Raw genomic sequence first — 12,126 nt, 5'->3', positions numbered from 1 at the left:
CCTGAGCGCGGTTTCGTGTGGAGTATTCAAAGCATGCAGGGTAGGGAGAGAGAATCGAAAGGGCCGCTGCCGCCGCTGCCGACCCTGGCGGCAACGCCGGAAGACGCGGCGGCCAGGAAGCTGGCGCAGGAAGCGCGCGACGCGGCGGTGCGCGGCGTGGCCTCGATCGCGGCCATGCGCCAGGCGGTCAAGGACCATGCGCGCGGCCTGCCGCTGCTATCCGAGGTGCCGCGCCTGAAGCGGCTCGACGCCGCGGCGTTCACCGAGCGTGCCGTGCTGGGACTTCCCTTCATCCTGACCGGCGTGGTCGGCCGCTGGCCGCTGTGCAGGCTCACCCCGGACGAACTGCGCGCGCGCTACGGCGAGACGCCGGTCCGGGCCCGGGTCGGCGACTACATCCGCCAGCCCTTCCGGGCCGATCGCCCGATGCGCGACATGCTGCTGCGCGACTACCTCGACCTGGAGCCGGAGCGGATGCATGGCGCCGACGAGCCGCCACCGTATGTCGGCAACATGGAACTGCGCGAGCTGAACCACCTGTGCCACTGGCCCGCCTGGTTCCGCAAGATGGGCCCGCCCCGTTTCTGGCTCGGCCCGGTCGGCACCATGACGCCCCTGCATTGCGACTTCGACGACAACATCTTCGCCCAACTCTGGGGCCGCAAGCGCATCTTCCTGGCGCCGCCGCACCACGACGCCTTCCTGTACGCGAACGAAGCCAACCCGGTGCTGTTCGGTTCGCCCTTCGATCCGGAAGCGCCGGACTTCGATGCCTACCCGCTGGCGCGCGGCGCCGCCACGGTCGCGTGCACCGTCGAGCCGGGCGAACTGCTGTATGTGCCGGCCGGCTGGTTCCACCAGGTACGGGCACTGGAGTTTTCGCTATCCGCCAACCGTTGGGCGCGCGGGGTGCCGCTGGCGCTGCGCGCCGATGCGTCGGTGCAAGGCCATGCGTGGGGCGGGGCTTAAAGCAATGGCCCGGGTGGAAGTAAACACGACATGTTGCGCGAAAATCGCGGGAAGCATCGATTCCGAACGCTAGCGCGTCCGAATTCACCTTGAAACCTTGCACGCGGTGTAAAGTAGACGCCTTTGTCCACGATGCTTTCCTCATGACGTCCGAACACGTCTCCACGCCGTCGGTTTCCATCCAGCCATTGACCGCTATCCACATCGACGACGAGGTGGTACAACTTCGAGCGCACATCGAGCGTCTCGACATGGCGCTATCCGCGTCGGGCGTCGTTGGGCTGTGGGATTGGATGGTCGGCACCGACCTGCTCCATGGCGACGCCAATTTCGCTCGGCTCTACGGCCTCGATCCCGACGCTACCGCCGCGGGTTTGACCATGGAGGAATACCAGAAGTTCGTGGTCGTGGACGATCTCGCGGAGCTGCGCAAGGACATCCGCGAAACCTTCGATCGCGGCGCGGATTTTCTGGTGGAGTATCGTCTCGTGATCCCTGGCCAGGCTCTCCGCTGGGTGGAGTGCAAGGGGAAGCTCATCCATGACGCCACGGGAAACCCCGTCCGCTTCTCAGGCAGCGCCGTGGACATCACCAAGCGCAAACAAAAGGACGAGGAAATCCGCCTGAGCGCGGTCGCGGCGCGTGCCGACGCCGAACGCGTTCAACTCGCCTTGGCCGCCGGCGCCATCGTCGGCACCTGGGTGTGGGACATCAAGTCGGATCAGTTCACCATCGACGAAGGCTTCGCCAACACCTTCGGCATGGATCCCGCATTGGGTCGTCAAGGCATCAGTCTGGAGCGGGTGATGGACACCGTCCACCCGGACGACAAGTCCGGGCTGACTGCCGCCATCGCCTACGCGGTGGAGCGCGGCGGCCCCTACCTGCATCAATACCGAGTGCGGCGGCGCGATCAAATCTATTATTGGGTGGAGGCCAACGGTCGCGTCGAACGCGACGCCGCCGGAAAGCCTGATCGCTTCCCTGGCGTGTTGATCGACATCACCGCGCGCCGAATTCTGGAAGCGGAGCGTGATCGGGTAGCCGCGGAGCTGCGCGATTTGAATGCGACGTTGGAGCGGCGGGTGGTCGAGCGCACCTCCACGCTGCTCGAAACCCAAGAGGCGTTGCGCCAGTCCCAAAAAATGGAGGCGGTCGGACAGCTCACCGGCGGATTGGCGCACGACTTCAACAACCTCCTGGCTGGCATTTCGGGTGCGTTGCAGCTCATGCATCTGCGCGCGCGCAACGGCCAATTCAAGGATTTCGAGCGCTACATTCTCACCGCTCAAAGCGGCGTCAAGCGCGCCGCCTCGCTCACCCATCGATTGTTGGCGTTTTCGCGACGCCAGACGCTCAGCCCTCGTTCAGCCGATGTGAATCGGCTCGTCGACGACATGCAGGAGCTGATCCAGCGGTCCGTCGGCCCGCGTATTTCCATCGACGTGGTGAAGGCGGCCGGCTTGTGGAACGCGCTCGTCGACGCCTCACAGCTTGAAAATGCGCTCTTGAACCTCTGCATCAACGCGCGTGACGCCATGCCCGACGGCGGGCGGATCACCATTGAAACCACCAACCGTTGGCTTGACGAGCGCGCCGCCCGCCAGCGCGACGTGGCGCCAGGCCACTATTTATCGCTGAGCGTCACCGACTCGGGCGTGGGCATCGCGCCGGACATTCTCGAGAAAGTCTTTGAGCCGTTCTTCACCACCAAGCCTATCGGCGAAGGGACTGGACTTGGCTTGTCGATGGTCTACGGGTTCGCCAAGCAATCGGGTGGACAGGTTCGCATCTACTCCGAGCCGGGCATGGGCACAACCGTCACCATCTACCTTCCGCGGCATGAGGGGGAAGTCGATCACGACGCACCCGACGCCGTCGCGGCCATCGCGCCGACCCCAGCGACAACGCGCAACGTGCTGGTGGTCGACGACGAACCCATGATTCGCATGCTCGTCATCGAAACGATCAACGACCTCGGCTACAACGCCTTGGAGGCCAGCGACAGCGCCTCGGGTTTGAAAATCCTGCAGTCCGACGTTGCGATCGATTTGCTGGTATCCGACGTCGGCTTGCCAGGTGGCCTCAACGGTAGGGAAATGGCCGACGCCGGCCGGCAGTCCCGTCCAGACCTGCCAGTGCTGTTCATTACTGGATATGCCGAAAATGCTGCGATCGGCAACGACCACGTCACGCCTGGCATGCATGTGATGAGCAAACCTTTCGACATGCAAGCGCTTGCTTTCCGAATGCACGCTATCGTCGAGGCACGCGGCTAACATTGCGCGAACGAGAAAATTCGCTGGTCTGCTCACGCATCTGTTGGCGGTATGTCGAACGTTTTGGTAGGCGTTCCTGGCTTTGCAGAAAACATGGTCTTCTCGCAGACCGCCGCAGCGCCGCAGCGCCGCTCGATGCTCAGCCGGGCATGAGCTCGACATGTTCGCCGTGCTTGGCGAACTCATGAAAGATGTCATCGAGGTAAGTAGCCAGTTCTTGCGCTAACAAATTCGGCGGGATCGCCACATCGTTCAGCCGTGTCCGTTTTCCCAGTTCCAAGCGATACACGACCCAGGCGTCGTTCTCACGCCGGACGTCCACCTGAAAGCGACCGTAGATGTTGAACTTCATCGTGTATTCCTCGCGGAGATCGATTGGCGCGCGTGACGACAACGGTGGCTGCTGTTGGGCCTGAAGCCGGCCCTTGCGCCCGGCATGGCAGGCCGCCCAGGCCGAAACATCGCGGACTGTCACGCCCGCTCAATGCACCGTGCGCGCGTACTGCGTGAAGTGCTCGGCGCTCAGCGCGTGCTGGTACAGGAATCCCTGGTAGATGAAGCAGCCCGCGTCCGACAGGAACTGGCGCTGGCCCGGCGTCTCCACGCCTTCGGCGATCACCTGCAAGCCCAGGCTGTCGCCCAGCGCGATGATCGAACGGACGATGGAAGCGTCGTTCTGGTCGGTCAGCACATCGCGCATGAAGGACTGGTCGATCTTGAGCTGGTCGAGCGGGAGTTTGCGCAGGTAGGCCAGCGACGAGTAGCCGGTGCCGAAATCGTCCAGCGAGAAGCTGATCCCGCGCTGCTTGAGCACGCCCATGGTGCGCGCGGTATGGACGAAATCGCTCACCATCAGGCTCTCGGTCAGCTCGAGCTTGAGGCTGGACGGCTGCACCCCGGTTTCCTCGAATATCTGCTGGAGCATCGGCACGAAATCCGGCTCCATGAACTGGCCGGCGCTGACGTTGACCGACAGCGTCAGCCCGGCCGTGTCCGGATAGCGCTGCCAGCGCGCCAGTTCGGCGCAGGCGGTGCGCAGCACCCAGCGGCCGATGTCGACGATCAGGCCGCTCTCTTCGGCGGCCTGGATGAATTCGGCCGGATAAAGCAGCCGGCCGTCCGGCAGGCGCCAGCGCAGCAGGGCCTCGGCGCCGATCACCCGGCTGCTGCGGTCCAGCTGCGGCTGGTAGTGGAGCACGAATTCCTTGTCGCGCAGTGCGCGCCGCATCGCGCTTTCCAGTTCGGCCCGGGCCGACCACGCGGCCTGCACCGCCGGGTCGTGGAAGCGGTAGGTGTTGCGCCCGCAGGCCTTGGCCTGGTACATCGCGGCGTCGGCCTGGCGCAGCGTCGATTCGACCGTGTCCACGGCGCCGCACATCGTGGTCACGCCGATGCTGACCGACACCGAATACATCGAATCGGCCAGCTGGAACGGGGCCGCCATGGCGGCCACCACCTTGGCCGCCACCGTCTCGGCTTGCGAGGCCGCGCCTTCGGGTGTGTCTTCCACCGGCTGGATCAGGATCACGAATTCGTCGCCGCCCAGGCGCGCCACCATGTCGGCCTCGCGCACGCAATGCTCGAGGCGGCGCGCCACCGCCTGCAGCAGCATGTCGCCGGCGGCGTGGCCCTGGGAATCGTTGAGGTACTTGAAATTGTCGAGGTCGCAGAACATGAGGGCGCCGCACTTGCGCGTGCGCGCGCTGCCCAGCAGGGAGCGGCGCAGGTGGTCGAGCAGGCTGGCGCGGTTCGGCAGGTCGGTCAGCGCGTCGAAGAAGGCGAGGCGGTAGATCTTCGCTTCGTTGTGCTTGCGCTCGCTGATGTCGGTGCTGATCACCAGGATCTTCTGCGGGGCGCCCGTTTCCTCGTCAGGGGCCATCAGCGTCCAGCGGGTGTCGGTCTCGATGCAGACGCCGTCGCGCCGCAGGTGCGACAGTTCGCCGCTCCATTCGCCGTTGGCAAGCGTGTTCTCGTAGGCGCCGTGGTAGGCCGGCAGGTTCTCGCACAGCAGGTCGGAGAACTTCTTGCCGCGCGCTTCGGAAGCGCTCCAGCCGTAGAGCCGTTCGGCGCCGTTGTTCCAGTAGGTGATGCGCGAGTTCAGGTCCATCGCAATGATGGCATCGCGTGCCTGCTGCAGGTAGGAAGCCTGCTCATGCACCAGCATGTGGGCCTCGCGCAGCGGCGTGTAGTTGAACATGAATCCTTCCAGGATCCGTCCACCCCCTTGCGCTGGCGCGCCGCCCTGTTCATAGATCCATTTGACCTCGCCGTCGGCACAGCGGATGCGATAGGTCAGCTGGAAGGACCTGTTTTGCTGCAGCGCGAGTGCGACGCCGCGTTCGGTGGCGGCGCGATCTTCCGGGTGGATCAGGCTGGCGAAGTTCAGACCCGGTCGGGCCAGGAAGGCGGCGGGCGGGTAGCCGGTCAGCTTCTCGACGCCCGCGCTGATGAATTCCATGGTCCATTCGGCGTCGCACAGGCAGCGGTAGGCGACGCCCGGCAGATTCTGAAGCAACAGTTCAAGAGACAAGCCATATGCGTTGCCGCCATGTGCATTGTCCACTGCTGTCGATTGCGGTCCGTCAAGAGCGCTCATGCGGCCTCTCGAAGTGATCTGGGAATACTGGCGATGTACTTATGCGTTGCTGCTAGCCATGGTAGCGCAAAAAAGCGGCATATTGACGCAACGCGATTGAAATTGGAAAAGAATGTTGTAGCTGGGCCAGCGCCCACAGGAAATAGCGCGCCGCCGGGCGGCGGCGCGCCGGAGGGGATCAGAACGCGGCGATGCCGGTCTGGGCGCGACCGAGGATCAGTGCGTGGATGTCGTGGGTGCCTTCATAAGTGTTGACCACTTCGAGGTTGACCATGTGGCGCACGATGCCGAATTCATCCGAAATGCCGTTGCCACCGAGCATGTCACGTGCCACGCGGGCAATATCCAGGGACTTGCCGCAGGAATTGCGCTTCATGATCGAGGTGATCTCGACGGCGGCGGTGCCTTCATCCTTCATGCGGCCCAGGCGCAGGCAGCCCTGCAGGCCGAGGGTGATTTCGGTCTGCATGTCGGCCAGCTTTTTCTGCACCAGCTGGTTGGCGGCGAGCGGCTTGCCGAACTGCTTGCGGTCCAGCACGTACTGGCGCGCGGTGTGCCAGCAGTCTTCGGCCGCGCCCAGCGCGCCCCAGGCGATGCCATAGCGCGCCGAGTTCAGGCAGGTGAACGGACCCTTCAGGCCGCGCACGTCCGGGAAGGCGTTTTCTTCGGGGCAGAACACCTCGTCCATGACGATCTCGCCGGTAACCGAGGCGCGCAGGCCGAACTTGCCGTGGATCGCCGGCGCGCTCAGGCCTTTCCAGCCCTTTTCCAGCACGAAGCCGCGGATCGCGCCTTCGTCGTCCTTGGCCCAGACCACGAACACGTCGGCGACCGGCGAGTTGGTGATCCACATCTTCGAGCCGCTGAGCGAATAGCCGCCCTCGACCTTGCGGGCGCGGGTGACCATCGAGCCCGGGTCGGAACCATGGTTCGGTTCGGTCAGGCCGAAGCAGCCGATCCACTCGCCGGTGGCCAGCTTCGGCAGGTATTTTTGTTTGGTTTCTTCGTTGCCGAATTCAAAGATCGGCACCATCACCAGCGAGGACTGCACGCTCATCATCGAGCGGTAGCCGGAATCGACGCGCTCGACTTCGCGCGCGATCAGGCCGTAGGCGACGTAGTTCAGGCCGGGGCCGCCGTATTGTTCCGGGATGGTCGGGCCGAGCAGGCCGAGGTCGCCCATTTCGCGGAAGATCGCGGTATCCATGCGCTCGTGGCGGAAGGCCTCGAGGATGCGCGGCTTCAGCTTGTCCTGGCAGTAGCTCGCGGCGGCGTCGCGCACCATCCGCTCTTCATCGGTGAGCTGGCTGTTCAGCAGCAGCGGGTCATCCCAGTGGAAAGCGGCTTTGCGGGGCGAATCGGAATGGCTCATGGATCTTCCTGTCTCGGTGGGGTTTTTCTCACAATAACGGAGGCGCGCGCCCGTCCCTGGGGCACGCCATAGCCTGATTATTATAGGAATGCTGCGCCGCCGTATCTTTTGAAACTGCGACAGGCATTTTCATTTTTACTCGGTACAAAGCAAGTCTCTACGGGCAACAATAGCCGCATGCTTCCCGCAGCGAGAGCGGGTGCCTGTGCTAGCCGGTCGCCCCGAAGCGGCCGCCGTGGAACAGCAGCGCCGGTTGCGGGTGCACCGCGCATTCCTCGACTTCGCCGACGAAGATGACGTGGTCGCCTTCCGGATAGCGGCTGCGGTTATGGCATTCGAACCAGGCCGAGACGCCTTTCAGGATCGGCAGGCCGGTCCGCGACAGTTCGTACTCGACGCCGTCGAAGGGATTGTCGACGCTGCGGCGCGAGAAGCGCAGGGCCAGTTCCTGCTGGCCAGCGGCGAGCACGTTGATGACGTAGTGCGAGTTGCCGCTGAAAATGGGCAGGCTGTTGGCGCCGGCGCCCAGGCTCCACAGGACGAGCGGAGGCTCGAGCGAGACCGAGTTGAAGGAACTGGCGGTCAGCCCGCGGAACGAGCCGTCGGCAAGACGCGTGGTGATGATGGTGACACCGGTGGCGAATTGCGACAGGGCATGGCGAAAATGCGCCGAATCGAAGCCGCGCGTCGTGGCGCGGGGAGAGCGTGTATTCATTGGATCGCCATTATGCCACTGTCGGACGCTTGACCGGTTTCTCATCCCGAGCGCCCTGCATGAAAGCGCGCTTTGCGTTACATTAAGAAGTATCGAAACTGACGAAACAAGGTGTGCGATGAGCGAGCAAGCAGGGAGCGAGGTAGCCATTCTGGGGGGCGGATGCTTCTGGTGCCTGGAGGCGGTCTACCTCGAGGCGCGCGGCGTGACGCGCGTGGAATCGGGCTACATGGGCGGCCAGGTCGACCGGCCGACGTACGAGCAAGTGTGCGCCGGCACGACCGGTCATGCCGAGGTGGTGCGGGTGGAGTTCGACCCGTCGGTGATCAGCTACCGCGACATCCTGGAGGTCTTCTTCACCATCCACGACCCGACCACGGTGGACCGCCAGGGCAACGACGTCGGTTCGCAGTACCGCTCGGTGATTTTCACGACCTCGCCCGAGCAGGAAGCGACCGCGCGCCAGGTGATGGCCGAAATGGCATCGGTGTGGGATGCGCCGATCGTGACCCAACTGCTGCCGCAGGAGACCTGGTACAAGGCCGAGGACTACCACCAGAATTATTTCGCGCAGCATCCCTTGCAGGGCTACTGCGCGTTCGTGGTGGCGCCGAAGGTGGCGAAGTTCCGCAAGACCTTCAGCGAGCGCCTCAAGTAGCAGGGCGGCAATGCCATGATGTGAACGCGCCTACGGGTACATGTACTTGCGTGACCACGGCAGTCGATCCGCGTTCCCATCGGCCTTCCCGCACACGATCTGGTACAGGCTGATCCGGCCATGCGCGAAGGCGTAGGCGCAGCCGGCCAGGTAGAGGTGCCAGATGCGGAAGCGCTTCTCCTCCGTCAGGGTCCGGATGTGCGCGGCATTGCCTTCGAAGTTGTCGGTCCAGATCGCGCAGGTCTTTGCATAATGGCGGCGCAGGTTTTCGACGTCGCGTACTTCCAGCCCGCCTTCCTGCATGGTCCGCACCACCGTGGACAGGTGGGCCAGCTCGCCGTGCGGGAACACATACTGGTCGATGAATTCGCCACCGCCGTAGGGCGTGGCGCTGTTGTCGACATTCGTGGTGGTGATCCCGTGGTTCATGACGACGCCGTCGGGCGCCAGCAGCCGGTTCACGCGCGAGAAATACGCGGGCAGGTGCTGTACGCCGACGTGCTCGAACATGCCGACGCTGGTGATGCGGTCGTATTCGCCGTCGACGTCGCGGTAGTCCTGCAGGCGGATCTCGACCTGCCCCTGCAGGCCGGCGCGCGCGATCCGCTCGCGCGCAAGCAGCGCCTGGTTCTCGGACAGGGTGACGCCGAGGCAGCGGGCACCGAACCCTTGCGCGGCGCGCAGCACCAGCGCGCCCCAGCCGCAGCCGATATCCAGCAGGCGCTGGCCGGGCCGCAGGTCGATCTTGCGCAGGATGTGGTCGATCTTCTTCTGCTGCGCCGTGGCCAGGTCTTCGTCGCCATTCTCGAAGTAGGCGCAGGAATACACCATGGCCGGATCGAGCCAGGCGGCGTAGAAGTCGTTGGAGACGTCGTAGTGGTAGCGGATCGCCTCGGCGTCGCTCTGGCGGGTGTGCGGCGCAAGGTGGGGGCGCAGGCGCAGCAGCTCGCCCAGCCGGCCGCGCCCCTTGTCCAGGTGGGCCGCCAGGGCATTGCCGACTTGGATGATATCGGCGGCGCATCCCTTGATGTCGATCGCGCCCTCGACATAGGCGCGTCCCAGGCTGTACAGCGAGGGAGAGCGCAGGTAGCGCAAGGCCGCGCGGTCCGGCACCCGGATGGTCACGCGCGCGGGTTCGGCGGAGAATTCGAGTTGCCGGCCATCCCACAGTTCGACCCGCAAGGGCAGGGACAGCTTGTCTCGCAGGCCTGTGCTCCAGGCTGACAGCATCATCTGTTCGAACACGGCATACCTCCGGCATGAACGGCCGGCATGCGCGCTCGATGGCTAGCGTGCGCTGCGGCCGGCCTACGGTTGCAGGCGCAGGCGGCGCCAGCTGCCGTCTTCCTGCCGCTCGTAGACGATGCGGTCGTGGAAGCGGGAGCGGCGCCCCTGCCAGAATTCCAGGCGCTCGGGCACCAGGCGGTAGCCGCCCCAGTTGCCTGGTCGCGCCGGGTCTTCACCGGCCTGCCGTGCCACGGCCTCGTAATGCTGTTCCAGCTCGGCGCGGCTGCCGATCGGCGCACTCTGGTGCGAGGCAATGGCCGACAGGCGGCTTTTCAGTGGCCGGCTGCGGAAATACCGGTCGCTTTCCTCGCTCGCGGTGCGCTCTACACGTCCTTCGATGCGAACCTGGCGTTCCAGTTCGCTCCAAAAGAACAACAACGCTGCATATTGATTATCCTCTAACTCCTGGCCTTTGCGGCTGTCGTAGTTGGTATACCAGGTGAAACCGCGCTCGTCGAATTGCTTCACCAGCACGATGCGCGAACTCGGGCGCCCGTTGGCGGCCACGGTGGCCACCGACATGGCGTTCGGCTCGTTCACCTCGGCCTTCAGCGCCTGCTCGAACCACTGCGTGAACTGCAGGATCGGGTCGTCCAGCACGTCGGTCTCGTTCAGGCTGGCCTGGCCGTAGTCCTTGCGCAGGTCGGCCACGGCCTGACCGATCGACGCGGCAGGGGAGGAGACTCCCGCAGCCTGGCGCGCGGCTGGTCCGATGCCGCGGCGTGCCTGCATCGCCTTGCCCAGTTGGGCCATCTGCTCCGGGCTGAACAGGCGCAGCGCCATCGGCGCCATGCTTCCTTCCTCGCGCTCCATGTGGGAACAATAGCGCTGGCAGAAGCGCTGCACCGCGCTGGCAGACAGCGTGGCAGCCTGGCCTTCGGCGATGGCGGTCAATTGCTCGTGCAAATCCTGCCACAGCGCATCCATGTCCTTGTGATCCTGCAGGATCACCGGCGCCAGCGCCTGCAGCGTGGCCGCGTCCTCGCCCTGGGCGACGGCGCGCAACATCGGGATCAGGTCCTGTTCCTCGTCCTCGTGGTGCAGGTGGGCCGCCTTCTCGAAGTAGTTCAGGACCGCGCGCGCGGCCTGGCGCGCCTGTTCGTCGGCGCCGAATTCCGGCAGGTGCGCGAGCAGCTTGTCGAGGGTGGCCAGCTGCTTGCGAATGCGGTCGTGGCAATGCTTGAGGACGGCGATCGGCTGGTCGAAATCGGGGGCGGTGTCGTGCAGGTGGAGAGTCATTGGCGTTTTGTTGACACACGAGAAGAATTTGGTTGACTAGGAGTTATTTTAGTGCAGATGCGCAAGCGACGTCCGCTAAAATGACGGGATGAATCGCATTGATACCCCTACCCTGGCAGCCACCCTGGACGAGGAAGTCGACTTTGCGCGCCGCTTCGGCGGGATCGCGCGCCTCTACGGCGAGCGTGCACTCGAACGCTTCCGTGCGGCGCACGTTTGCGTGATCGGTGTCGGCGGCGTCGGCTCCTGGATCGTCGAGGCGCTGGCGCGCAGCGCCGTCGGCCACCTGACCCTGATCGACCTCGACAACGTGGCCGAATCGAACATCAACCGCCAGCTCCAGGCCTTGAGCTCGACCATCGGCATGGCCAAGATCGCCGCGCTGAAGGAGCGCATCGCGCAGATCAACCCATTTTGCAAAGTGACGCTGGTCGAAGACTTCATCGACCCGGAGAACATCGAGACGATGATCGCCGGTAAAGGTTTTGATTACGTCGTGGACGCCATCGACGGCGTCAAGTCGAAGGCGGCCCTGATCGCGTATTGCAGCGCCAAGCAGCTGCCCCTGGTCGTCATCGGCGGCGCCGGCGGCCAGACCGATCCGACCAGAATCGAGGTGCGCGACCTGGCCCGCACCGAGCAGGAGCCCCTGCTCAAGAAGGTGCGCAAGATCCTGCGCGCCCATTACGGTTTCGCCAAGGGCGAGAAGAACAAGTACCACATCGACGCCGTGTTCTCGATGGAGCCGCTGCGCTATCCCGACAGCGGCGAGGCCTGTGCGGTGGATCCGAACGGTATTACCGGCCTGAACTGCGCCGGCTTCGGTTCGAGCATGGTGGTCACGGCCACCTTCGGCATGGTGGCGGCCGGCCACCTGCTGCGCAAGCTGGCGGACGCCGCGAACGCGCAGCCCCTGCCGGCGGTCGCGCAAGCCCCTGCTGACGCACAAACTGTGCAAGCGGAAGAGGCCTTGCTATCATAGGATCAGTTATCGATCACTTTGATGGAAGA

10 protein-coding genes are annotated in these 12,126 nt (G+C 64.6%); 4 read left to right on the top strand and 6 right to left on the bottom strand.

The features are described 5' to 3' along the window. Positions 1-33 precede the first annotated feature (33 nt). Both IM543_21860 and IM543_21855 read left to right on the top strand, forming a co-directional pair. Positions 34-969 carry a cupin-like domain-containing protein gene (locus tag IM543_21860; GenBank protein ID QOY94109.1) on the top strand — a complete coding sequence of 312 codons (936 nt, stop codon included), beginning with the start codon at positions 34-36 and terminating at the stop codon, positions 967-969. Positions 970-1,112: 143 nt separating this feature from the next. Next, a complete protein-coding gene (locus IM543_21855) occupies positions 1,113-3,248 on the top strand; it encodes a PAS domain-containing protein (GenBank protein QOY94108.1) in 2,136 nt (711 codons plus the stop codon). Positions 3,249-3,387: 139 nt separating this feature from the next. Here IM543_21855 and IM543_21850 read toward each other — a convergent pair whose 3' ends face one another. The 4 genes from IM543_21850 to IM543_21835 all read right to left on the bottom strand — a co-directional run bounded on the left by IM543_21850 (position 3,388) and on the right by IM543_21835 (position 7,931). Then, the gene (locus tag IM543_21850) at positions 3,388-3,600 is read right to left on the bottom strand and encodes a hypothetical protein (GenBank protein ID QOY96806.1); all 213 of its coding nucleotides are present in this window, start codon (positions 3,598-3,600) and stop codon (positions 3,388-3,390) included. Positions 3,601-3,729: 129 nt separating this feature from the next. Next, positions 3,730-5,706, bottom strand: a complete 1,977-nt coding sequence (locus IM543_21845) for an EAL domain-containing protein (GenBank protein ID QOY96805.1) — start codon at positions 5,704-5,706, stop codon at positions 3,730-3,732. 316 nt (positions 5,707-6,022) lie between these two features. Continuing rightward, positions 6,023-7,216, bottom strand: a complete 1,194-nt coding sequence (locus IM543_21840; protein QOY94107.1) for an acyl-CoA dehydrogenase — start codon at positions 7,214-7,216, stop codon at positions 6,023-6,025. A gap of 208 nt (positions 7,217-7,424) precedes the next feature. Further along, positions 7,425-7,931 (bottom strand): flavin reductase family protein, encoded by a 507-nt coding sequence (locus tag IM543_21835; GenBank protein QOY94106.1) that lies wholly within the window; start codon positions 7,929-7,931, stop codon positions 7,425-7,427. A 118-nt stretch (positions 7,932-8,049) separates the two neighbouring features. Here IM543_21835 and msrA point away from each other — a divergent pair, with 118 nt between their 5' ends. Further along, positions 8,050-8,589 (top strand): peptide-methionine (S)-S-oxide reductase MsrA, encoded by a 540-nt coding sequence (msrA, locus tag IM543_21830; protein QOY94105.1) that lies wholly within the window; start codon positions 8,050-8,052, stop codon positions 8,587-8,589. Between the two features lie 30 nt (positions 8,590-8,619). Here msrA and IM543_21825 read toward each other — a convergent pair whose 3' ends face one another. Next, a complete protein-coding gene (locus IM543_21825) occupies positions 8,620-9,822 on the bottom strand; it encodes a class I SAM-dependent methyltransferase (protein QOY96804.1) in 1,203 nt (400 codons plus the stop codon). 75 nt (positions 9,823-9,897) lie between these two features. After that, positions 9,898-11,115, bottom strand: coding sequence for a pyridoxamine 5'-phosphate oxidase (pdxH, locus tag IM543_21820; GenBank protein ID QOY94104.1), 1,218 nt, complete (start codon positions 11,113-11,115; stop codon positions 9,898-9,900). An 88-nt stretch (positions 11,116-11,203) separates the two neighbouring features. Here pdxH and tcdA point away from each other — a divergent pair, with 88 nt between their 5' ends. Then, a complete protein-coding gene (tcdA, locus tag IM543_21815) occupies positions 11,204-12,097 on the top strand; it encodes a tRNA cyclic N6-threonylcarbamoyladenosine(37) synthase TcdA (protein ID QOY94103.1) in 894 nt (297 codons plus the stop codon). Positions 12,098-12,126 lie beyond the last annotated feature (29 nt).

The organism is Massilia sp. UMI-21 (genome assembly GCA_015277795.1).
Taxonomy (GTDB): domain Bacteria; phylum Pseudomonadota; class Gammaproteobacteria; order Burkholderiales; family Burkholderiaceae_D; genus Telluria.
Note: the sequence above shows the minus strand (reverse complement) of the source record. Positions and strands in the feature narration are given on the sequence as shown.